This is a genomic window from Novosphingobium sp. FW305-C-111 (assembly GCF_058783565.1).
Map to the genome: position 1 here is coordinate 398,631 of NZ_JBYSYP010000001.1, position 19,641 is coordinate 418,271.

The window sequence follows — 19,641 nt, forward strand, 5'->3', positions numbered from 1 at the left end:
GCAGTCTTCGTCAGTCCCCTCTGGACCCCGCCGGCGAGAGCCGGACGGGTCATTCGTCGCGCCATTGCATAGGACAAATATAACGCAGGGTTAATGGGGAGTTTCGACGGACGGCGCGCAGGCTCCGGCGAACGGCCGGCGGCCTAAGTCTTGGGCGTGAAATCGAGCGCCGCGCTGTTCATGCAATAGCGCAGGCCCGTTGGCCCGGGGCCATCCGGGAACACGTGGCCGAGATGCCCTTCGCACTTGGCACACCGGACCTCGGTGCGGACCATGCCGTGGCTGGTGTCGCGGAATTCCTCGACCGCATCCGCCTCGGCCGGCGCGGAAAAGCTCGGCCAACCGCAGCCCGAGTTGAACTTGCTCTCGTTGGTGAACAACGGCTGGCCGCAGCCGGCGCAGGTGTACTCGCCGTCGGCATAGTTCTTGTCGTACTTGCCGGTGAAGGCCCGTTCGGTCCCGGCCTGGCGAAGGACATGGTACTGTTCGGGGGTGAGCTTCTCGCGCCATTCCTCGTCGGTCAGCTTGATCTTGTCGGCCATCCGTAGGCTCCTTCATGGGTCATCTGGGATATGGATAGCGCGCTTCCCGCCCGCAAGGCGTTCACCGGTTCTTAGCACCGTGAGTGTACGGATCGCGGCGAAAGGATTCGTCAATGGCCGGACAGCGCAGCAACAACTCCCTGCCGTGGATCGCCGCGGGCTTCGTGCTTTACCTCGCGGCGAAACGGATCGGTATCGAGGGCGATCTCGAGCCGATGGGCACTGCCCGGACCACCTACCACCTGCTGGCGCTCGCGGTGAACCTGCTCGCGATCGCCGCGTTCGTGCGCGGCGCACTGCTCGCTTTCCGTGCGATCGCCGGGAGCCCGCCGGACGGGGTTTCCGATGTCGCAGGCGCGTTCGGCAACCGCCCGGTCTCGGGCCGCGCCGGCGAGTTCGATCCGGATGCGGCGTTTGCCCGCTACATGGCAAACAAGGCGGGGTCCGAGGACGAAGACGCCGTTCCGCCCCAGCCGGTCCGCCCGCCTTCGTTCGGGCACCGGCCCCTCTGATCTAGTTCAGGTGCTCGACGATCAGCACGACGCCGTCGTGCCCTGATACCCGCATCCGCGTGCCCGGCTGAGCATCCGGCCCGCGCGCCAGCCACTCGCTGTCGCCCACGCGGACCCGGCCTGAGCCGCCGTCGATCGCGTGCGTCACCACCACGCTCTGGCCGACCAGCTGACCACCGCGGTCATTGAGCATGGGATCGGCGGACTCGATCGGGTTGCGGATCAGCCAGCGCCGGCCAAGCACCACCGCCACGGCCGAAAGCGCAGCGAATGCCAGCACCTGGATCGGGAGCGCAATCGGCAGGGCCACGGTCAGCACGCCCGTGAGGAATGCCGCCGCCGCCAGCCAGATCATGAAATAGCCCGGCGCGACGAGCTCCGCGATGGCCAGCGCCAGCCCGAGCGCCATCCATCCCCATTGCGGGGCGAGCGACTCGATCCACTCGATCATTGCGACGGACCCACCGGCGGGACGGTTGGCCGCGGCGCGCGCGGGGCCGGGGCCGGGGCCGCCGGCCTGGGTGATCCACCGACCGCGTCCTTCACCAGTTCGCCGATCCCGCCGAGCGAGCCGATCAGCTGGGTCGCCTCGACCGGGAACAGGATGGTCTTGGCGTTGGGCGAGGTCGCGAACTTGCCGACCGCCTCGGTATATTTCTGGGCGATGAAGTAGTTGAGCGCCTGGGTACCCGATGTGGCGATCGCCTCGGAGACGACCTGCGTCGCCTTGGCCTCGGCCTCGGCCGAACGTTCGCGCGCCTCCGCGTCGCGAAAGGCGGCTTCCTTGCGGCCCTCGGCGGAGAGGATCGCGCCCTGCTTTTCGCCCTCTGCCCGGAGGATCTCGGCGGCGCGCAGGCCCTCGGCCTCGAGGATCTGGGCGCGCTTCTCGCGCTCGGCCTTCATCTGCCGGGCCATCGCATTGGAAATGTCGGCCGGCGGACGGATGTCCTTGATTTCGACGCGGGTGATCTTGAGGCCCCACGGCGAGGTCGCATGGTCGACCACCGAGAGAAGCCGCGCGTTGATCTCGTCGCGCTTCGACAGGGTTTCGTCGAGATCCATCGAGCCCATCACCGTGCGCAGGTTGGTGGTGGTAAGCTGCATGATCGCGACGAACAGGTTCGACACTTCGTACGCAGCCTTGCCGGCGTCGAGCACCTGGAAGAACACGATCGCGTCGACGCCGACCATGGCATTGTCGCGGGTAATGATCTCCTGCCCCGGGATGTCGAGCACCTGCTCCATCATGTTGACCTTGTGGCCGACCCGGTCGACGAACGGCACGATGAAGTGCAGCCCCGGCGTGGCCGCAAGGGTGAACTTGCCCAGCCGCTCGATGGTGTAGACATAACCCTGGCGCACCACACGCACGCCGGTGATCAGGTAGACCACCACCAGAATGACGATCAGAAGCAGCAGCCCGCCCATGACATTCCCCCATTGATTGCGAAGGGGAGATTAGCCGGTTGCGGCGCGGTTCCAAGTGGAATCGGGCACAGCGCCCATTCCCGGTCAGTAATGCGACTTCGGATCCGGCTTGGCGAGATCGTAGCAGTGGCTGATGTCGTATTTGCCGGCCCCGCCGCCGGCGAAGGCATCGGCGAGCAGCGCATCGTGCGCCTCGGCAATCGTGCGGTCGGCCTCGTCCCCGCTGGCACCCTTGGCGATCAGCGCCTCGTGCTCGCGCGAGCGCAGCACCGAGGCGAGCGTGGCAAGGTCTTGCGCGGTCGGCGAGAGGCCCTCGCGCGAATGGACCTCTTCGTAGGCGACCTGGAGAATCGCGCTGCACTGGAGCAGATCGGGCGTCTTAAGCGGAGCGACGGCGGCATCGAGCTTTGGCAGGCACGGCGCCATCGCCGCGGCGACCACCGCATCCGGATCGCTGACCTTGGTCTTTTCCTGAAGCGCGGCGGCGTCTGCGGCGAGCAGGCCGGAAACGGCCTCTTTCGAGAGCTTCGCCTCATCCATCACCCGGGTGCTGGCAAGAACGAAGTATTCCTTCCCGCGCTCGCCCAGCGGCGGATAGCGCAGCGCGGCATCGTCGCCTTCGGCCTGGCCATAGGCAACGACCGCGAAGACCGTTGCGCATTCCAGCATTGCCATGTGCTCGGGGGTTACCAGCGAGAGGTCGGGAGCGGGACTATCGGCAGCGGACACGACGCCGGAGAGGGTCATGGCGAGGGCGGAAGCAAGGGCAATCAGGCGCATGGTGCGCCTTATGCGGCACCGCGCCTGTCGCTCCAATGAAAAAAGCGGGCCGCTGCGGGGGGATTGGAACCCGCGGCGGCCCGTCAGGAGATGCGTGTCCGGCAGGGGGCTGGGGGACACGCGCTGGAGCTGGTCAGGACCTTATCCGGCAGCGTTGCACCGGGTCAGGTCTTCCGCGGTGATGGCGCCCTTCGGCGTGGCGAAGGTGGCGACCGCGCCGACCTTCTTCGCCAGGCGGGCGCAGACATTGACGTCGCGCGAGACATCACGGGCGGCGGTGCAGGTCGAGCCTTCGCACTTCCACAGGACGCCGCGGATGATCACCTGCTGGGCCGCGACCGGGGCGGCGAGCGAAGCGGTGTAGTAGGTCTGCTGCGAGGCGGCGAAAGCCGGCTGCGTGGTGGCCCCGAAGCTCAGCGCCGTGCCGAGCAGGGCCGCGCCGGCGAAGACCGCGTTGCGGAGCGAATGGGTGCGGATGGCAGTCATGGTGTTTCCCCTTTTCATGGGCCCGTCGCGGCGCAGACGCCGGCGCGGACCTGATCTTGCAAAGGGAAGGCGCGGTTGGCTTGGAGAGGATGCGCATTTCCGTTGCGAATCGCTACCTAATCGAATAGGTTTCTAGTTGCAACTAGCAACTGAAAATTTTTGCACCGCGGGCCAGCCTGCGGTATTGTCGCTCGAACTGGATTGAGGAGTGCCGATGGGCAAGCTGCGCGAACCGCTCGACAACATCGGCCAATGCGGTCTTCCGGTGGCGCTGGAGGCGATGGGAGAGCGCTGGTCGTTCATGATCCTGCGCGCCGCGTTCAACGGGATCCGCCACTTCGAGGATTTCCTCGACGTCCTCGGCATCGCCCGCAACATCCTGTCGAACCGGCTGTCACGACTGGTCGAGGCGGGCATTCTCAAGCGAGAACACTGCTGCGACGACCGCCGACGCATCGAATACCGCCTGACCGAGAAGGGCTTCGACCTGCTGCCGACGATGATCGCCCTGCGCCAGTGGGGTGAGAAATGGGCGCTCGGCGTGCCGTCGAATCCGGTGCTCTGCGACGAGCGGGACGGCCGGCCGATCCAGCCGATCGCGCTTCATGCCCACGATGGCCGCTTGCTTACACCGCAGGACCTGACCTGGCGCGACACCTCGGAGATCGGAGAGCCGGCAGCCGACAGGCGAATCGCGGCAGTCTGAGCGTTTTAACGGGACACGCGAAGCCCGCCGGAGAACCGGCGGGCTCCTCTGTCAGCGGCGGGCGCTCAGCGGCCCGAGACCGGCCCGCGCTGGGCAAGGGCGACGTTCTGGCGGACCGAGCCGACCGCGGCTTCGTAGCAATCGCGATCGAGCTTCTTCATCATCGTCCCGGTCGGCGCGACGACGGTGCAGGCCTTCTTGGCGGCCTTGTCGATGCGCTTGTCGAGTTCGGCCTGTCCGGCGCTGGTCGAGAGGTCGAGGTCGGAATGATCGACCGTGATCTGGGTGGCGGCATGGCCCTGCGCGGCAAGGACGAGGCCGAAGGCGGAAGCGGCGGCGAGAATCGGACGGATCATGGCAAGGTTCCTTCTGGTGTCGCCCCGAAGGGCGGAGGTTCGAGCGAAGAAGGCGGCCCGGAACGAAGGGACTGGGGATCGTCCCGGGCCAGTTTTCGCGTCAGGCGGGGTGCTGCCCGGGCGCTGCGACGGACCGGTGGGTCAGGGTTCGGGTCATGGTCGTCGCCTCTTCGTTCACGTGTACCCCCGCGGAGTGTCAGGACTTGTGCCCGGAACCGGGGGCGGGTCGCCGGGCACATCCTTTTGCTACCCGCCGCCGGGGCTCAAGGCGCGCCCGGCTCGACGGGAATCCGCTGCGCGCCGACCGGGCGCATCGCCTGCCGACAAAGCGCAAACCGCACCCGGCGAACGACATGTGTTGGGGCAAGCGCGACCGCTCGCGGGCTCAGAGCGATGATTCGCCGCAGGAATTGCTGGCGAACGCGTTCGTGAGGCGTATCATGATACCGCCATGTTCCTCGTCCTCACCTTCTTGCTCGGTATCGGCAACTTCACCTTGCACAAGGCGGTCCTCGACAGCGGCCATCCGCTTCTCGGGCAGATGCCGTGGTACTATCACCAGCTCTCCGGACGCTTCAGTCTGATGGTGGAGTTCGTCGTCCTGCTCGCTGCGATGCTGCTGGCCAATCAGGGGGCGGGCTGGGTGACGGGCGCGTATTTCGGCTACTCTCTGCTCAACCTCGCGGCGGCATGGCTGATCCTCAGCGGGCGAGTCTGACGGCACGCCGAGGGAACCGCAGCGATGCTGGGGGTTTAACCGCGGCATGAACGCCCAAAAAACCTGGCTGGTGGTGAATGCCGCCAGCGGCAGCAACGACGACGAGGCCGTTTCGGGGCTGGCGGATACGCTCGGTGGTGTCGGCTGCGGCCCTGCACGGATCGTGCGGCTGCCTGATGACGAACTGCCGTCCCCCGCCGACCTCGATCGGGAGGACGTGGAACTGATCGTCACATTTACGGGCGATGGAACCGCCAATGCGCAAGTCGCGCGCCTGCACGACTGGAGCGGGCAGGTCCTGATCCTGCCCGGCGGCACCCAGAACCTCCTCGCCAAGCGCCTGCATGGCGACCGCAGCGCGGAAGAGATCGTCGCCGCCCTGGCTGGCGGACAGCTCGTCCCGCGCTCGCTCGACATGATCTGCTCGGCGCACGGCGAAGCTCTCTGCGAAATCGTGACGGGACCCGGCGCGACCTGGTCGGACGTGCGCGAAACCATGCGCGACGGGGACGTCGCCGGGGTCGCGCAGACACTGACGGAAGCCATTCGCCAGAGCGCCAATGGTCCGACGGTGGCAGTGAGCGAGCCCCGGCTGGGCAAGGCCGAGGGTTATCCGGCGGTGCGGCTCTCCCCGGCAAACGACGCGATAAAGGTCGATGGCTATGGCGCCGACAACGTTGGCGACTACGCCCGCCAAGGCGTCGCGATCCTGCGCCGCGACTTTCGCACCGGCCCGCACGACGAACTCGGCGAGCACAAGGCTGTCACCTGCCGCTCCGACGCGCCGATCGAGCTGATGCTCGACGGTGAACGCGCCACCGGTTCGACCGAAGAACGGTTCGAGATTGCACCGTGCCCCGTCAATTTTCTCGGCTCGGCGGATTGAGCGGCACCGGATAGGCGTTATGGCTCATCCGATGCAGCGGATCTTCCACCTTTCGGACATTCACTTCGGGCTGGAAGACACCGCGGCGCTCGCCTGGGTCGAGCATTGCGTTGCGACCGAAAAACCCGATGCGATCGCGGTCACCGGCGACCTCACCATGCGCGCCCGTCACCGCGAGTTTCGCGCCGCGTGCAAGTGGATCTCCGATCTGGGTCCGCCGGTGACGGTCGAGGTCGGCAACCACGACATGCCGTACTTCAACCTCGCCGAGCGATTCATCGATCCTTATCGCCGGTTCCGTTCGATCGAAGCGCTGGTCGAGCGCGAGATCGACCTCCCCGGCCTCGCCATCGTGCCGCTAAAGACCACCACGCGCGCGCAGTGGCGCTTTCCGTGGTCGAACGGCTGGGTGACCGACAAGGCGCTGGCGTCGACGCTTGCCGCGCTCGATGCCCTGCCGCGCGGCACCCGCGCCATCGTGACCGCGCACCACCCGTTGACCGAGCGCGACCCGAAGGGCAAGCGGCTCACTATCAATGGCAACCGGGCGATGAAGGAACTGGCGCGGCGCGGCGTACTGGCGATCCTGACCGGCCACGTCCACGACGCATTCGACATCGCCGCCGATACTCCGTCCGGCGGGCTGCGCATGATCGGCGCGGGGACGCTGTCGCGCCGGGTACGGTCGACCCCACCGAGCTTCAACGAACTGCGCATCCTCGGCGACCGGATCGAAGTCCGCGTCCGCAATCTCGAGAAGGTCCCGACTTCGGCCATGCAGATCGAAGCCGTCCCAGAGAACGCCCTGCCTCCGCGCCGGCCAGAGGAACCGGTTGCGCCGGTCGGAATGGTGCCCGCTGTCGATCCACCGGTTCACTGACCCGGGCGGCCGCTCCGCAGCGAGGGCACGTCGGATCGCAGCGCATCCAGCGCGAGCGGGGGTAGCAGCGCCACCAGCGTCAGCTTGGCCAGGGTGTTGAGGAACAGCCCGCCTTGCCCCATCGCCAGTACGATCCAGGGCTGGTTGACCGCGAGGACCAGTGCCCCACACAGGACCAGACGCGTCACCGGGTTCGCAAGCCGTATCACCGCGGGAACGCTGAACGAAAGGCAGGCGAGCCGGTAGTCGAAGTTCGCCCCCGCGACGAAGGTCGCGAGGAAAATCGCGCTTCCCGTAAGCGACAAGGCCTGCTCGGTTCGTCCTGACCCGCCCCGAAATAGCGGCGGCGCAAGAACCGAAAGCGCGAGGCCAGCCGCGACTGTTGCCGCCGCCAGCGCCAGCGGCGCAAGCATCAGCCCATGCTGCGCCAGCACCGCCGCAGCCGTCGCCGCGCCATAGCTGTTGGCAAGCGTCGCCGGAGTTCCCGCCCTGATCGCGGCGAGTTGCGGCGAGAGGAACACGAGCATGGCGCCCGAGAGCACGCTCGCCGCGATCAGCGCGCGCCGCGAGCGCACTTGGGCGACCAAGGCGACTACCGGATAGACCTTCAGTAGCGTGGCGGCCGGCACCAGCAGTGCAGCGGGCCACCGACCCGCCATCAGCGCGGCTCCGTACAGCAGGACGAACACCGCCATGTCATTGTTGCCGCGCTCGACCAGCATGGCCCCCGCACCCGATGCGATCACCGCCAGCAGCCACCACGAGGGATAGCGGCGCAGTAGGTCGAGGCAGCAGGCCAGCCATGCTGCGGCCAGTGCGGCGATCGACACCAGATAGGCCGTCTCGCTCCGCCAGTTCAGGACTTCGGCGATCTTCAGCCAGATCGCAGGATAGTTCATCGTCCGGCCCCAAGGGTCTGCCGGATTGCTGAGCTGCGGGTCGATGCCCTGTGCCGCGGCGACCAGTCCAGCCTGCACGGTGCGGAGATCGGCGAATACCGGGACGAGCGGCCGGAATCCGAACAGGCTCCACGTCTCGCGCCAGCCGGCCATTATGATGCCCGCGAGGACTGCGCCGCAAATCGCGAAGAACGCCAGCGCGGGCCACCGCTTGCCTGCCGTTCTCCTCAACGCCGCCCCTCCGATCGTCCCTCGACCAAGACTGTCGCCCGGCTCCCGCCTTGGCAAGCCGCCAGGTAGCCACATGCGAAAAAAGGGGCCGGCGAGCCGACCCCTTTTCCTGATAGCGGCAGTGTCCGAGGCGCTTAGCGCTTCGAGAACTGGAAGCTGCGGCGAGCCTTGGCCCGGCCATACTTCTTGCGCTCGACGACGCGAGGGTCGCGGGTCAGGAACCCGGCGGCCTTGACCGCGCTGCGCAGCGCGGGCTCGAACTTCGACAGCGCCTGCGCGATGCCGTGCTTGACGGCGCCGGCCTGGCCCGAAAGCCCGCCGCCCTTGACGGTCGCGACCACGTCGTACTGGCCGGCGCGGTCGGCAACCTGGAACGGCTGGTCGATCACGAGGCGCAGGGTCGGACGCGCGAAATAGACTTCCTGGTCGCGCCCGTTGACGATGACCTTGCCCGAACCGGGCTTGATCCAAACGCGGGCGACCGCGTCCTTGCGGCGGCCGGTGGCATAGGCCCGGCCCTGGGCGTCGATTTCCTGGGCACGCAGAGGAGCCGAAGGCGCAGCCGGCTGGACCGGGGCGTCAGTGGCAGCAGCGGCCGGAGCGGCTGCGGCCGGAGCGGCGGCGGTCAGGTTGCCAAGATCCGCCAGGCTCGAAACGGTATCGGTATCGGCCATGATCAAGCACCCACCTTGTTCTTGCGGTTGAGCGAAGCGACGTCGAGCGCTTCGGGCTGGTTGCCCGCATGCGGGTGCTCGGCGCCCGAATAGAGGTGCAGCGCGCGCATCTGCGCACGGCCCAGAGGACCACGCGGGATCATGCGTTCGACCGCCTTTTCCAGCACGCGCTCAGGGAAGCGGCCGTCGAGGACCTTGTCCGCGGTGACCGCCTTGATGCCGCCGGCATAACCGGTGTGCTTGTAGTAGGTCTTGTCCTTGAGCTTGTTGCCCGTGAACTTGACCTTGTCCGCGTTGATCACGACGACATGGTCGCCGCAGTCGACGTGCGGGGTGAAGCTCGGCTTGTGCTTGCCGCGCAGGCGGTTGGCGATGATGACGGCGAGACGGCCGACCACCAGGCCTTCGGCATCGATCAGATGCCACTTCTTTTCCACCTCGGCCGGCTTGATCGACCGGGTGACCTTGCTGAGAGCCTTCATGGCTGACGAATTCCCTGGCTTGTGGACCGGGCAAGACGGAATCGCCTCACCGCGGGGAAGGCGGGCCATTCGCGGAAAGCGCTCCGGAAGTCAAGGATTGTGCGGGTTTGCGGAGAGGTAAAATAATACCGTCCCGCCAACAGGGTCATTCGAAGGCGAAGGTCCAGCGTTCGGTCGTGGCGTTCTCGTTGCCCGCGATGTCGGTCACGATCCGGCGCTCGACCGTCGCCGGAAGTCCGCCCGGGCCGCCGCCGACGCGCTCGACCTCGCTGGAAACGCGCCCTGCCCCACCGCCAGGCAGGACGAATTCGCGCGACAGCGTCTCGGAATCGCCCGGTACGAACAGCAGGCTTGGCCAGTGACTGGCGATCGGCCCCCGCGCCATCGCGGAAAGCTGGGCGAGGAAGCGTTCGGCGTCCGCTCCGTCCAGACCATGCGCCACTTTGCCTTCGACAAGCGCAGCGGCCCGTTCGAACGCCGCCCGTTCTCCGCCGTAGCCGGCGGCATCGTCGATCAGCCGGCCGGCCTCGTCGAGCTGCAACGGGAACAGCAAAGGTTCCTCACGATCGCGCTCCATCGCTGCGAGGGAGGCGAGCGCGGGCGGCGCATCGACGCGGCTCGCGACCTGCTCTCCGGCGACCCGGTAGCCCCCGGCCTCACGGGTAATCGTGATCCGCCAGCTGCGGGTCACCACGATCCGGTTCCCGTCGAAAAGGTTGCGGGTCAGCTCGCGGCGCAGGATCAAAGGGCGGTCGAGCGGCGGCGCGAATGTCGCCGATTCCTGCGCGGCGGCATGGGTAGCAGGCGCAAGGGTGCCGGGAATCCCGATCAACAGCGCGGCGACGAAGCGGCGGTTCATCGGGCCATTCCGGCGAGCCATGCCGCGGTCGCGGTCCCGGCCTCGCAAGTCCATCCGGTCACCGCCGGGGAGTCGTACGGGTGCAGAACCTCGATGCGGGCGATCGCGGCAGGAAGGCGCGAGGGATGGGTCTTGAACAGCACCCCGACTTCGCCGCCCTCCCCGCGCTCGCCGTTCCAGGTATAAAGTGAGCGAACGGCCGGGATGATGTTCGCGCAGGCGATCAGTCCCTCGTCGAGCAACTGGCCGGCGACATTCGCGGCGCTGTCCTCATCCCCGAACGGACACCAGATCAGCGCGGCGTCCGGTCCGGGGCCGGTCATGCCCTCGCGCCTCGCAGCAGTCCCAGGCTGTGCGCACCCCACACGGCCGCGATGACCAGCAGCGCCCCGACCAGCTGGTGCAGCACCGCGATCCACAGCGACACCCCGCTCCACACCGTGGCGATCCCGAGCAGGATCTGGAAGCCGAACGCCGAGTGGATCGCGATCGAGGCCCGGCGGTCGGACTGGCGGATCAGCCGCGCCAGTACGATCAGGACGGCAACGACCGCCCATGCCCACCAGCGATGAAGGAAGTGGACGAGGAACGGATCGCTCGTCAGCGCATGGACCGCACCCAGCGCCCAATCGACCCCGGCGGGATAGAAGCGGCCCTGCATCAGCGGCCAGGCATCCCAGTTGAACCAGCCGCCGCCTGCGCTCGTGCCGGCGCGCATTCCGGCGACGAACGCCCCGAGCATGAGCTGGAGGAACAGGATCGCAAGAACACCCGCGGCGAACGGGGTCAGCCGGGCGCGGCGCTCGCCCCGGGCCAGCGCCCTGAGATCCAGGGCGGTCCAGACCAGCCCTCCCAAGGTGATCAGCGCGGTCAGCAAGTGCGCGGCCAGCCGGAAGTGCGAGACCTTCACATCGTTGACGATACCCGACTTGACCATCCACCAGCCGATCGCGCCCTGCAGCGAGCCCAGCGCCAGCAGAGCCAGGAGCCGCGGCTTGTATCCCTGCGGGATCTGCCCGCGCACCCAGAACCACAGCAGTGGCAGCGCGAACGCGAGCCCGATGACCCGGGCGATCAGGCGGTGGACCCACTCCCAGAAATAGATGAACTTGTAGCTGGCGAGGGTCATCCCCGCCGGACCGTTGATCTGCAGGTACTGCGGGGTCTGGCGATAGGCGTCGAATTCGGCCTGCCACTGCGTCTCGCTGAGCGGGGGCAGGGTGCCGGTCACCGGCTTCCATTCGGTGATCGAAACCCCCGATTCGGTCAGGCGGGTGATCCCGCCGACGGCCACGATCATCACGATCAGCGCAGCAACGAAGAACAGCCAGCGCGCCAGCGCCAGCGGGGCCGGGGCGTGCAGGGCCAGACGGGCCGGCGAGGCGTGGGCGACCGCTTCCATGGACCTCGCGGCATTGCGACCGGAGCGACGGATTCGCAAGCCCAATTCAAGCCACCGTGGAATCAAGGTTAACCTGGCGAGCAGTGCTTGCGCCATGTTACAACATTACATATATGGCAGTGACCATGGTGGACACCCTCCTCAGCCTGCGCGGACGACTCGACAAGGTCGGCATGCTTCTTTCCGGGCTTTGCGCGGTGCATTGCCTGGCCGGGATCATGGTGGTCACCGTGATGGGCCTTGGAGGCGGCGTGCTGCTTGATCCCTCGATCCACCGCATCGGCCTTGCGGTCGCGCTGGTGGTCGGCGGTGCGACCATCGGCATCGGCGCGATTCGCCACGGCCACCGGGTGCCGCTCATCCTGGGTGCGGCGGGCCTGTCGCTGATGGGCCTCGCCCTGTGGGCCGGTCACAGCGCCTACGAGGCGGCCCTGACCATCGGCGGCGTCGCGCTGGTGGCGCTGGCCCACTTCATCAACATCCGCAAGGCCGGCTGCTGACCGCTTGCATGACCGGGCCCGCCCGCTAAGACGCGAGGCCATGTCCAGCACCCTGCTTTCGCTCACCGTCAACGGCGAACCGCGCCGCGCTCCCGCCGGCTCGATCGCCGACCTCGTCCGCAGCCTCGAGCTGAACCCGGAGAAAGTCGCGGTCGAACGCAACGGCGAGATCGTGCCGCGCTCGACGCTGGGGCAAGTCGCGCTGGCCGATGGCGACGTCCTCGAGATCGTGCACTTCGTGGGTGGCGGGCAGGCGGACACGCAGCCGCACATTGGCGGCTCCGAACGTGACCCGAACGACACCTGGAGCGTCGCGGGCCGCACCTTCAAGTCGCGCCTGATCGTCGGCACCGGCAAGTACAAGGACTTCGCCCAGAACGCCGCCGCGCTCGAAGCGAGCGGCGCGGAGATCGTCACCGTCGCGGTGCGCCGGGTCAACGTGTCGGACCCGAAGGCGCCGATGCTGACGGACTACATCGATCCGAAGAAGGTCACCTATCTTCCCAACACCGCCGGCTGCTTTACCGCCGAAGACGCGATCCGCACGCTGCGGCTGGCGCGTGAAGCCGGGGGCTGGGACCTCGTCAAACTGGAAGTGCTGGGCGAGGCGCGCACCCTCTATCCCAACATGATCGAGACCATCCGCGCCACCGAGGTGCTCGCCAAGGAGGGTTTCCTGCCGATGGTCTACTGCGTCGACGATCCGATCGCGGCGAAGCAGCTGGAAGATGCCGGGGCGGTTGCGGTCATGCCGCTGGGCGCGCCGATCGGCTCGGGCCTCGGCATCCAGAACCGGGTGACGATCCGCCTGATCGTCGAAGGCGCCAAGGTGCCGGTGCTGGTCGATGCCGGGGTCGGCACGGCGAGCGATGCGGCGGTGGCGATGGAGCTCGGCGTCGACGGGGTGCTGATGAACACCGCGATCGCCGAGGCCAAGGACCCGATCCGCATGGCCCGGGCGATGAAGCTTGCGGTCGAGGCAGGGCGCGATTCGTATCTCGCCGGGCGCATGGCGACCCGCAAGTATGCCGACCCGTCGAGCCCGCTGGCCGGGTTGATCTGAGCGGCAACCCCGCGCGAATCTTAATCCCGCACCGCCCACCACCCCCAGGTTAACGCGATGCTAACCATCGTGTGGTGTCTTTTCCCGTGCCGCAAAGGGATTCGAGCGGCAGGAGTGGGGCACATGGCGCAGACCGGTACCGCATCGCTGACGATCAACGAGCTGCGCGAGTTCGCCAGCTTTTCCCCGTGCGAGCAGCGCTACATCAAGCGCAGCCTTGATGTCGGGCTAGGCCGGCAGGACGCCTTCCGGCTGTGGGCGCGGGATAGCGAGGAAACCGCCTCGATCCGCACCCAGTACGTGATGTACCAGGACCTCAAGACCCTGCGCGCCAGCCGCCCGGCGGGCGAGGGGCTCGACGAAATCCCCGGCTATCTCGGCAAGCTGATCAAGGTCACCGCCTTCGACCTCGCGCAGGAACGGCTCGGGTGCTTTTCCGCCTACCGGTTCCTGTACGAGCGGCTGCTGGGGGCCGAAGCCCGCCCGTGGCTGCCGGCCGCCTTCTGCGCCGCCGCCGCGCTGCCGGTGATCCGCCCCGAACGGCGCAAGCACCTGCTCCAGTCGATCAGCGAAGCCGCGGCGACCGCGCCCGGCTGGTCGAGCAGGGAACCCAGCTTTTACCCGGAGTGGGTGGAGGCAGAGGCGGCCTGAAACAGCCGCCCGCGCGGTTGGCTTCACCCGCATCGTCACTATATCGACTGAATGCCGCCATCCCAGACTGACTCGTCGCTGCGCCGCACCTTGAACGGCGTTGCGCCGTGGGCAGCATTGGTGCCTGTGCTGGGCCTGTCCGCCCTGCTGCTCGGAAAGCCGGACGGCATCGCGCTTGCCCTCGTTCTGGCCGCGCTTCTCGGCGGGGTGGTTGTCGCGGCGGTCTACCACGCCGAAGTTCTCGCGCATTATCTCGGCGAGCCGTTCGGGACCCTGATCCTGGCGTTTGCAGTGACGGTGATCGAAACCTCGCTGATCGTTTCGCTGATGCTGGGCGATCCGGCAGGGACCAGCGCGCTGGCCCGCGACACGCTCGTCGCGGCGATCATGATTACCATCAACGGGATCGTCGGCGTGTGCCTGCTCGCCGGCGGGCAGCGTCACCACGAACAGGGTTACACGCGCTCGGGCGTCAGCGTCGGCCTGGCGATGCTGGCGACCCTGACAGTGCTGACGCTGATCCTCCCCAACTTCACGACGAGCGAAGCCGGTCCGTTCTATAACCAGGCGCAGCTAGCGTTCGTGGCGGTGGTCTCGCTGGTCCTCTACGGCACCTTCGTTTTCGCCCAGACGATCCGCCACCGCGAGCAATTCCTCTATCCCGGCGAGGGCGACCGCGACCACGAGGAGCCTGTCAGCCGGGCAAAGGCCCTGACCGCCGCTGCGCTGCTCCTGCCGGCGCTCGTCGCCGTAGTTCTCCTGGCCAAGGCGCTGTCGCCCACTATCGAGGCGGCCGTCGTCGCGGCCGGCGCTCCGCAGGCGATGGTCGGGATCATCATCGCGGCCGTGGTGCTGGCGCCCGAAGGATTCGCCGCCTACCGCGCCGCACGGCTCAACCGGGTCCAGACCAGTCTCAACCTCGCGATCGGCTCGGCCCTGGCAACGATCGGGCTGACCATTCCGGCGGTCGCGGTGACCGCGCTGGTGCTGGGCCTCGAACTTGAACTCGGGCTGTCCATGCGGGGGATCGTCCTGGTCGCACTGACGCTGCTCGTTTCCACGCTGACGCTGAGCACCGGGCGGACGACCGTGGTCCACGGCGTGATCCACCTGGTGATCTTCGCCACCTGGCTGTTCATCACGCTGGTGCCGTAAAGGCCTAGTTCGTCTCGCGCTTCAGCCGTTCGGAGAGCTGGGCGATCTCATCCGGCTCGAGCACCCAGGTCCGCGTCGCGCGGCCCTCGCGGTGGACCGGCTTCGTCAGAAGGACCCGGGCGTTGCCCTTGGCGTGCGGCTTGTAGAGCGCGAAGTGCATCGCGCAGTCGCGGATCGTGCCGATGATCGGGGCGCGGCCTTCGAGGTCGAGCATGGTCGCGGGCTGGTCCCAGGGGAGGGCGTCGGGGTCGATCACTGATTTATGCCTTTTGCGAATCGCCTGCGGTACGTCTGGACAATGACCCAGAGGCCGCCCAGTGCCGCGCCTGCATAGCTGGCACTATGCGCCCAGGCGTCGAAAGCGAACGCGGTCCATTTTTCTGGCGGAATGTAGGGCTTCCACATCACGGGCATACCCATGCCGGCTGTCGCTTCAATCAATGCCCCGGCGCTCCCGGCCATCAAAGCAAATACGCCGCTCCACAGCATCAGCGCCAGCACCCGCCGCCAGATGCTTACAAGTCCTTCCTTGGGGGCGGATCCGGCTCGTGCAGCAAACGCCAGTCCGGTCCCTAGGATCAATCCGACCCACCACGTCGCAACTACGCCCCAAACGAGCGCCAGCTGGAACGCGGAGTCCGTCACGAGCATGGGAGGGTGTGCTATCGAGAAATACTCAACGCAGACGCGGGCCGTGACCTGGTCGTGTACCAAGCCGTACCCGACCGCGGCCAGTATGCAAAAGCCGATGATCCGAAGGGCTTCGATCACCCCTTGTACAACGCGTCGATTCGCGCTCCGTACCGCTCCCGGATCTTGTGCCGCCTGATCTTCAGGCTCGGGGTCATTTCCTCGTTGTCGATGGCGAACGCCTCGTCGGCGAAGGCGAACTGGCGGACCTTTTCGGTCACCGAGAGGTCCTTGTTGACCCGGTCGATCGCGGCGCGGATCGCGCTTTTGAACGCGGGAAGGTCCTGAAGGTCGTGGAAGTCGAACTTCTCGCCCTCGGCGCGCGACCATTCGAGCGACCATTCGGGATCGGGGACGATCAGACCGACGATGTAGGGGCGCTTGTCGCCGTGGACCATCGCCTGGGCGATCTCGGGCTGCAAGGTCAGCATCCCCTCGATCTTCTGGGGCGAGACGTTGTCGCCCTTGTCGTTGACGATCATGTCCTTCTTGCGGTCGGTGATGACGATGCGGTTCTTCTCGTCGAGGTGGCCGATGTCGCCGGTGTGGAGCCAGCCGTCCTTGAGCGCCCGCGCGGTTTCCGCATCGTTGTGCCAGTAGCCGTGCATGACCAGTTCGCCGCGCACGAGGATTTCCCCGTCATCGGCGATCCGCACCTCGACGCCCTGCATCGGCGGGCCGACGGTATCCATCTTGAGCCCGACCTTGGGCCGGTTGCAGCTGATTACCGGTCCGGCCTCGGTCTGGCCGTAGCCCTGGAGCATGGTCAGCCCCATCGCCTGGAAGAACACGCCCACGTCCGGATTGAGCGGCGCGCCGCCGGAAACCATCGCCTTGATCCGCCCGCCGAAGCGCTGGCGGATCTTGGGGCGCAGCGTCTTTTCCAGCACCAGGTCGAGCGGAGCGTCGAGCAGCTTGCCGCGCCCGGCAGCCTTGCGCGCGCCCAATCCCAGCGCCTTGTCCATCAGGTAGTTCGCGACCTTTCCCTGCTTTTCGACCTGCTTCATGATCCGGGTGCGCAACACCTCGAACAGGCGCGGGACCACGACCATGATCGTCGGGCGCACTTCCTCGATGTTCGAGGCGAGCTTTTCGAGCCCTTCCGAATAATAGATCTGCGCGCCCATGCCGATGGGCAGGAACTGCCCGCCGGTGTGTTCATAGGCGTGGCTGAGCGGCAGGAACGAGAGAAACACTTCGTCGTCCCAGCCGAAGTCGTTGGCAAGGATTTCCGCCGCCCCGCCAACGTTGCAGAGAATCGCCCCGTGGTGCTGGCGTACCCCGCGCGGCGCGCCGCCGGTGCCGCTGGTGTAGATCAGGCAGGCGAGGTCCTCGCGCCCGATCCCGGCGATCCGCGCATCGACCGCCTTGCGCGCCGCCGCAGCGTCGCCCTGGATGAGGCTCGACCATTCGTGGAAGCGGGTGCCCTGCATCGGCTTGAGCGCCTCGATCCCGATGACATGCCCCACGCAGTCGCTGCGAAGCACCGCCGGCAGCAGCGGCTGGGCGAGCTTGGCGGTCGATACGATCACAGCCCGCGCGCCCGAATTCTCGAGGATGTGGAGATGGTCGCGCTCGGTATTGGTGATGTAGGTCGGCACCGAAACCAGCCCGGCCGCCATGATCGCGAGGTCGGCGATGCACCATTCGGGGCGGTTCTCGGAAACGAGCGCGACCCGGTCGCCATCGGCCAGTCCCAGCGAGCGCAAGCCCTCCGCCAGCAGGCACACCTGGTCCGCAGCCTCGCGCCACGAGATCGATTGCCATGTCCCGCCGCGCCTGGCCCACAGGAAGGGCGCGTCGCCGCGCTCGTCGGCGCGGTCGAGGAACAGGCGGACGAGATTGGTAACCGTCGAAAAATCGGACAACTGCACGCGAAGGGCCCCTCTCGCTTGCTACGTCGCTGCGCAGCTTTGCCGGACAGCCTAAAACGGAGCCGTCGATACGGCAACGGGCCAGTTGCAGGGCGCTCGCTTCCGGTTACTCCGCCACCGCAGCGCCCTCGCTGCGCGGATCGGCCGCGCCCCGCCAGCGATTGCCGACCCGCTCGATCGCGTTGGCCTTGAACGAGGGGTCGCGCAGCTGGACCTTGTGGCCGAGCGCAACGAGTTCAGGGATCATCGCCTCGAGCGCCGAGCCCTTTTCCACGAAAACCACGTCGCCGGGCGCGAAGATCACCGGGAGGGCGATCGCCTGCTGGGCGGGGAGCTTCCAGTCGATCACCCCGATCAGCGCCTTGGCGACCTGCATCGGGATCGTCGCCCCGCCCGCAGCGCCGACCAGCAGCGTCAGCTTGCCATCGGGGGCATAGACCAGCAGCGGGGCCATCGAACTGCGCGGCCGCTTGCCGCCTTCGACCCGGTTGGCGACCGGCTTGCCGTCCAGTTCGGGCACAAAGTCGAAATCGGTCAGCTCGTTGTTGAGATAATACCCGCCGACCATCAGGCCCGAGCCGAAGCCGGCCTCGACGGTAGAGGTATACGAAGTCGCGCTGCCCCAGCGATCGACCACCGTGAAGTGCGAAGTGCCGTGTTCCTCCTGCGGCTGGGGATCCGCGTAAGCCAGCGCGCCCGCAGGCATCCCGGCCGTGACACCCGACATGGACCGGTCAGCCGAGATCAGTTTGCCTCTGGAAGCGAGGTACGCCGGGTCCATCAGCCCGGCCACCGGCACATTCACGTAGTCCGGATCACCGAGGTAGCGCGCGCGGTCCGCATAAGCGAGGCGCTGGCTTTCCGCAATCAGGTGCCACGAGGTCGGCGAGCCCGGCCCCAGCACGGCGAGGTCGAAGCCTTCGAGCTGCTTGAGCACGGCGTAGACGGCGATCGTGCCGGAGCTGGGCGGGCCCATCCCGCAGATCCTCCAGCCGCGATAGGCGCCGCAGACGGCGGCGCGCTCCTTCGCGTCGTAGCTGGCGATGTCGCCGGTGGTCATCGGCGCGGGATTGACCGGGCTGGTCCCCACTTTCGTCGCGATCGCCTGCGCATTGAGACCGACATAGAAACTGTCCGCCCCGCGCGCGGCCAGGGCCTCCATCGTATCGGCCAGCGCGGGGTTGCGGACCAGGGTGCCGACCGGGAGCGGCTTGCCGTCCGCACCGAAAAACAGCGCGCGGCTCGCGGCGTCCAGCGGTGCGACGCTCCACGTGCCGAGCGCGTCGTGAAGGCGAGGGGTGATCCTGAAGCCGTTGCGAGCCAGTTCGATGGCGGGGCGGAACAGCGCCCGCCAGGCCAGCTTGCCGTGGTCGGCGTGCGCCCTCGCGGCGAGGCGGAGATTGCCGGGGACGCCGACGCTGCGGCCGCCCGGGACCGCTTCGTTGAAGGGCAGCGGCTTGCCGTCCTTGTAGAACCACTGGCCGTTCGCCGCCATCGGGGCGGTCTCGCGCCCGTCGATCGTCTCGACCGCGCCTGTCCCGTCGTCGAGAACCAGGAACCCGCCGCCACCGATGCCAGAGCTTTGCGGTTCGACCACGGTCAGCGCCAGCATCGTCGCGATGGCCGCGTCGGTGGCGCTGCCGCCCTGGCGCAAAATCTGCGCGCCGGCGTCAGCCGCGCGCGGATCGGCGGCGGAGACGAGGCCCTTCTGCCCGACGGCCACGCTGTCGAGCCGGCCAGGCGCGAGCGCGGCGGGGCGAGGCGGGGCAAGCTCGCCCGGGCCCTGAGGCGGGGGCACGCACGCCGCCAGCAGGCTCGCGGCAAGTATCGGGATCAGCGAGCGAATTCGGACTGCGGCCATGCCGTA

At 67.6% G+C, this 19,641-nt stretch carries 25 protein-coding genes; 9 read left to right on the forward strand and 16 right to left on the reverse strand.

Annotated elements, in window-relative coordinates; genetic code table 11:
• Positions 1 to 143: 143 nt before the first annotated feature.
• On the reverse strand, positions 144 to 542 hold the full coding sequence (msrB, locus tag AC3WLD_RS02030; RefSeq protein ID WP_492555230.1) for a peptide-methionine (R)-S-oxide reductase MsrB: 399 nt from the start codon (positions 540 to 542) through the stop codon (positions 144 to 146).
• Between the two features lie 113 nt (positions 543 to 655).
• On the opposite strand from msrB, the gene AC3WLD_RS02035 reads away from it, so the two are divergent.
• Positions 656 to 1,054 carry a hypothetical protein gene (locus AC3WLD_RS02035; RefSeq protein ID WP_492555231.1) on the forward strand — a complete coding sequence of 133 codons (399 nt, stop codon included), beginning with the start codon at positions 656 to 658 and terminating at the stop codon, positions 1,052 to 1,054.
• Between the two features lies 1 nt (position 1,055).
• On the opposite strand, the gene AC3WLD_RS02040 is transcribed toward AC3WLD_RS02035, so the two are convergent.
• The 4 genes from AC3WLD_RS02040 to AC3WLD_RS02055 all read right to left on the reverse strand — a co-directional run bounded on the left by AC3WLD_RS02040 (position 1,056) and on the right by AC3WLD_RS02055 (position 3,748).
• The gene (locus AC3WLD_RS02040; RefSeq protein ID WP_492555232.1) at positions 1,056 to 1,505 is read right to left on the reverse strand and encodes an NfeD family protein; all 450 of its coding nucleotides are present in this window, start codon (positions 1,503 to 1,505) and stop codon (positions 1,056 to 1,058) included.
• Positions 1,502 to 2,482, reverse strand: a complete 981-nt coding sequence (locus tag AC3WLD_RS02045; RefSeq protein WP_492555233.1) for an SPFH domain-containing protein — start codon at positions 2,480 to 2,482, stop codon at positions 1,502 to 1,504. Before AC3WLD_RS02045 ends, AC3WLD_RS02040 begins: the two co-directional genes overlap by 4 nt.
• Positions 2,483 to 2,566: 84 nt before the next feature.
• Positions 2,567 to 3,262, reverse strand: coding sequence for a hypothetical protein (locus AC3WLD_RS02050; RefSeq protein ID WP_492555234.1), 696 nt, complete (start codon positions 3,260 to 3,262; stop codon positions 2,567 to 2,569).
• Between the two features lie 141 nt (positions 3,263 to 3,403).
• Entirely contained in the window at positions 3,404 to 3,748 is a 345-nt protein-coding gene (locus AC3WLD_RS02055; protein WP_492555235.1) for a DUF8200 family protein, read from the reverse strand.
• Positions 3,749 to 3,962: 214 nt separating this feature from the next.
• On the opposite strand from AC3WLD_RS02055, the gene AC3WLD_RS02060 reads away from it, so the two are divergent.
• Complete coding sequence (locus tag AC3WLD_RS02060) at positions 3,963 to 4,454, forward strand: winged helix-turn-helix transcriptional regulator (RefSeq protein ID WP_492555236.1); 492 nt, start codon at positions 3,963 to 3,965, stop codon at positions 4,452 to 4,454.
• Positions 4,455 to 4,519: 65 nt separating this feature from the next.
• Here AC3WLD_RS02060 and AC3WLD_RS02065 read toward each other — a convergent pair whose 3' ends face one another.
• On the reverse strand, positions 4,520 to 4,810 hold the full coding sequence (locus tag AC3WLD_RS02065; protein ID WP_492555237.1) for a UrcA family protein: 291 nt from the start codon (positions 4,808 to 4,810) through the stop codon (positions 4,520 to 4,522).
• A 451-nt stretch (positions 4,811 to 5,261) separates the two neighbouring features.
• Between AC3WLD_RS02065 and AC3WLD_RS02070 the strand changes: the two genes are divergently transcribed.
• The 3 genes from AC3WLD_RS02070 to AC3WLD_RS02080 are packed head-to-tail and all read left to right on the forward strand — an operon-like array spanning position 5,262 to position 7,294.
• Positions 5,262 to 5,528 carry a hypothetical protein gene (locus AC3WLD_RS02070; RefSeq protein ID WP_492555238.1) on the forward strand — a complete coding sequence of 89 codons (267 nt, stop codon included), beginning with the start codon at positions 5,262 to 5,264 and terminating at the stop codon, positions 5,526 to 5,528.
• Between the two features lie 46 nt (positions 5,529 to 5,574).
• On the forward strand, positions 5,575 to 6,414 hold the full coding sequence (locus AC3WLD_RS02075; RefSeq protein ID WP_492555239.1) for a diacylglycerol kinase family protein: 840 nt from the start codon (positions 5,575 to 5,577) through the stop codon (positions 6,412 to 6,414).
• Between the two features lie 31 nt (positions 6,415 to 6,445).
• Positions 6,446 to 7,294, forward strand: a complete 849-nt coding sequence (locus AC3WLD_RS02080) for a metallophosphoesterase family protein (protein ID WP_492555240.1) — start codon at positions 6,446 to 6,448, stop codon at positions 7,292 to 7,294.
• Here the strand turns inward: AC3WLD_RS02080 and AC3WLD_RS02085 are convergent.
• From AC3WLD_RS02085 to AC3WLD_RS02110, 6 genes are all read right to left on the reverse strand, one after another.
• Complete coding sequence (locus AC3WLD_RS02085; RefSeq protein WP_492555241.1) at positions 7,288 to 8,346, reverse strand: hypothetical protein; 1,059 nt, start codon at positions 8,344 to 8,346, stop codon at positions 7,288 to 7,290. The two genes, AC3WLD_RS02080 and AC3WLD_RS02085, sit on opposite strands and share 7 nt — an antisense overlap.
• Positions 8,347 to 8,558: 212 nt before the next feature.
• Positions 8,559 to 9,098, reverse strand: coding sequence for a 30S ribosomal protein S9 (gene rpsI, locus AC3WLD_RS02090; protein WP_492555242.1), 540 nt, complete (start codon positions 9,096 to 9,098; stop codon positions 8,559 to 8,561).
• A 2-nt stretch (positions 9,099 to 9,100) separates the two neighbouring features.
• Positions 9,101 to 9,580 (reverse strand): 50S ribosomal protein L13, encoded by a 480-nt coding sequence (gene rplM / locus AC3WLD_RS02095; protein ID WP_492555243.1) that lies wholly within the window; start codon positions 9,578 to 9,580, stop codon positions 9,101 to 9,103.
• 145 nt (positions 9,581 to 9,725) lie between these two features.
• Positions 9,726 to 10,439, reverse strand: a complete 714-nt coding sequence (locus AC3WLD_RS02100; protein ID WP_492555244.1) for a hypothetical protein — start codon at positions 10,437 to 10,439, stop codon at positions 9,726 to 9,728.
• On the reverse strand, positions 10,436 to 10,762 hold the full coding sequence (gene cutA, locus AC3WLD_RS02105; protein WP_492555245.1) for a divalent-cation tolerance protein CutA: 327 nt from the start codon (positions 10,760 to 10,762) through the stop codon (positions 10,436 to 10,438). The genes AC3WLD_RS02100 and cutA overlap by 4 nt, the downstream gene beginning before the upstream one ends.
• A complete protein-coding gene (locus tag AC3WLD_RS02110; RefSeq protein WP_492555246.1) occupies positions 10,759 to 11,841 on the reverse strand; it encodes a COX15/CtaA family protein in 1,083 nt (360 codons plus the stop codon). Before AC3WLD_RS02110 ends, cutA begins: the two co-directional genes overlap by 4 nt.
• Positions 11,842 to 11,966: 125 nt before the next feature.
• Between AC3WLD_RS02110 and AC3WLD_RS02115 the strand changes: the two genes are divergently transcribed.
• The 4 genes from AC3WLD_RS02115 to AC3WLD_RS02130 all read left to right on the forward strand — a co-directional run bounded on the left by AC3WLD_RS02115 (position 11,967) and on the right by AC3WLD_RS02130 (position 15,210).
• The gene (locus tag AC3WLD_RS02115; RefSeq protein ID WP_492555247.1) at positions 11,967 to 12,341 is read left to right on the forward strand and encodes a MerC domain-containing protein; all 375 of its coding nucleotides are present in this window, start codon (positions 11,967 to 11,969) and stop codon (positions 12,339 to 12,341) included.
• Between the two features lie 40 nt (positions 12,342 to 12,381).
• Complete coding sequence (gene thiS, locus AC3WLD_RS02120) at positions 12,382 to 13,404, forward strand: sulfur carrier protein ThiS (RefSeq protein ID WP_492555248.1); 1,023 nt, start codon at positions 12,382 to 12,384, stop codon at positions 13,402 to 13,404.
• A 123-nt stretch (positions 13,405 to 13,527) separates the two neighbouring features.
• Positions 13,528 to 14,055: a hypothetical protein gene (locus tag AC3WLD_RS02125; RefSeq protein ID WP_492555249.1), complete on the forward strand. Its 528-nt coding sequence runs from the start codon at positions 13,528 to 13,530 to the stop codon at positions 14,053 to 14,055.
• Positions 14,056 to 14,181: 126 nt separating this feature from the next.
• Positions 14,182 to 15,210, forward strand: a complete 1,029-nt coding sequence (locus AC3WLD_RS02130) for a calcium:cation antiporter (RefSeq protein ID WP_492555250.1) — start codon at positions 14,182 to 14,184, stop codon at positions 15,208 to 15,210.
• 4 nt (positions 15,211 to 15,214) lie between these two features.
• On the opposite strand, the gene AC3WLD_RS02135 is transcribed toward AC3WLD_RS02130, so the two are convergent.
• The 4 genes from AC3WLD_RS02135 to ggt all read right to left on the reverse strand — a co-directional run bounded on the left by AC3WLD_RS02135 (position 15,215) and on the right by ggt (position 19,635).
• Complete coding sequence (locus AC3WLD_RS02135) at positions 15,215 to 15,424, reverse strand: hypothetical protein (protein ID WP_492555337.1); 210 nt, start codon at positions 15,422 to 15,424, stop codon at positions 15,215 to 15,217.
• A gap of 38 nt (positions 15,425 to 15,462) precedes the next feature.
• On the reverse strand, positions 15,463 to 15,981 hold the full coding sequence (locus tag AC3WLD_RS02140) for a hypothetical protein (protein WP_492555251.1): 519 nt from the start codon (positions 15,979 to 15,981) through the stop codon (positions 15,463 to 15,465).
• Positions 15,978 to 17,774, reverse strand: a complete 1,797-nt coding sequence (locus AC3WLD_RS02145; protein ID WP_492555252.1) for an AMP-dependent synthetase/ligase — start codon at positions 17,772 to 17,774, stop codon at positions 15,978 to 15,980. Before AC3WLD_RS02145 ends, AC3WLD_RS02140 begins: the two co-directional genes overlap by 4 nt.
• 106 nt (positions 17,775 to 17,880) lie before the next feature.
• Positions 17,881 to 19,635, reverse strand: coding sequence for a gamma-glutamyltransferase (gene ggt / locus AC3WLD_RS02150; RefSeq protein WP_492555253.1), 1,755 nt, complete (start codon positions 19,633 to 19,635; stop codon positions 17,881 to 17,883).
• Between the last annotated feature and the right edge of the window lie 6 nt (positions 19,636 to 19,641).

Excerpts from the sequence above, each read along its gene's own strand:
- AC3WLD_RS02080 (WP_492555240.1), top strand. The coding sequence starts at position 6,446 with ATGCAGCGGATCTTCCACCTTTCGGACATTCACTTCGGGCTGGAAGAC.
- AC3WLD_RS02060 (WP_492555236.1), top strand. The coding sequence starts at position 3,963 with ATGGGCAAGCTGCGCGAACCGCTCGACAACATCGGCCAATGCGGTCTT.
- AC3WLD_RS02040 (WP_492555232.1), bottom strand. The coding sequence starts at position 1,505 with ATGATCGAGTGGATCGAGTCGCTCGCCCCGCAATGGGGATGGATGGCG.
- AC3WLD_RS02050 (WP_492555234.1), bottom strand. The coding sequence starts at position 3,262 with ATGCGCCTGATTGCCCTTGCTTCCGCCCTCGCCATGACCCTCTCCGGC.
- thiS (WP_492555248.1), top strand. The coding sequence starts at position 12,382 with ATGTCCAGCACCCTGCTTTCGCTCACCGTCAACGGCGAACCGCGCCGC.
- msrB (WP_492555230.1), bottom strand. The coding sequence starts at position 542 with ATGGCCGACAAGATCAAGCTGACCGACGAGGAATGGCGCGAGAAGCTC.
- AC3WLD_RS02085 (WP_492555241.1), bottom strand. The coding sequence starts at position 8,346 with ATGGCCGGCTGGCGCGAGACGTGGAGCCTGTTCGGATTCCGGCCGCTC.
- cutA (WP_492555245.1), bottom strand. The coding sequence starts at position 10,762 with ATGACCGGCCCCGGACCGGACGCCGCGCTGATCTGGTGTCCGTTCGGG.
- AC3WLD_RS02045 (WP_492555233.1), bottom strand. The coding sequence starts at position 2,482 with ATGGGCGGGCTGCTGCTTCTGATCGTCATTCTGGTGGTGGTCTACCTG.
- AC3WLD_RS02055 (WP_492555235.1), bottom strand. The coding sequence starts at position 3,748 with ATGACTGCCATCCGCACCCATTCGCTCCGCAACGCGGTCTTCGCCGGC.
- AC3WLD_RS02125 (WP_492555249.1), top strand. The coding sequence starts at position 13,528 with ATGGCGCAGACCGGTACCGCATCGCTGACGATCAACGAGCTGCGCGAG.
- AC3WLD_RS02100 (WP_492555244.1), bottom strand. The coding sequence starts at position 10,439 with ATGAACCGCCGCTTCGTCGCCGCGCTGTTGATCGGGATTCCCGGCACC.
- rpsI (WP_492555242.1), bottom strand. The coding sequence starts at position 9,098 with ATGGCCGATACCGATACCGTTTCGAGCCTGGCGGATCTTGGCAACCTG.
- ggt (WP_492555253.1), bottom strand. The coding sequence starts at position 19,635 with ATGGCCGCAGTCCGAATTCGCTCGCTGATCCCGATACTTGCCGCGAGC.
- AC3WLD_RS02070 (WP_492555238.1), top strand. The coding sequence starts at position 5,262 with ATGTTCCTCGTCCTCACCTTCTTGCTCGGTATCGGCAACTTCACCTTG.
- AC3WLD_RS02075 (WP_492555239.1), top strand. The coding sequence starts at position 5,575 with ATGAACGCCCAAAAAACCTGGCTGGTGGTGAATGCCGCCAGCGGCAGC.
- rplM (WP_492555243.1), bottom strand. The coding sequence starts at position 9,580 with ATGAAGGCTCTCAGCAAGGTCACCCGGTCGATCAAGCCGGCCGAGGTG.
- AC3WLD_RS02110 (WP_492555246.1), bottom strand. The coding sequence starts at position 11,841 with ATGGAAGCGGTCGCCCACGCCTCGCCGGCCCGTCTGGCCCTGCACGCC.
- AC3WLD_RS02035 (WP_492555231.1), top strand. The coding sequence starts at position 656 with ATGGCCGGACAGCGCAGCAACAACTCCCTGCCGTGGATCGCCGCGGGC.
- AC3WLD_RS02135 (WP_492555337.1), bottom strand. The coding sequence starts at position 15,424 with ATGCTCGACCTCGAAGGCCGCGCCCCGATCATCGGCACGATCCGCGAC.
- AC3WLD_RS02115 (WP_492555247.1), top strand. The coding sequence starts at position 11,967 with ATGGTGGACACCCTCCTCAGCCTGCGCGGACGACTCGACAAGGTCGGC.
- AC3WLD_RS02065 (WP_492555237.1), bottom strand. The coding sequence starts at position 4,810 with ATGATCCGTCCGATTCTCGCCGCCGCTTCCGCCTTCGGCCTCGTCCTT.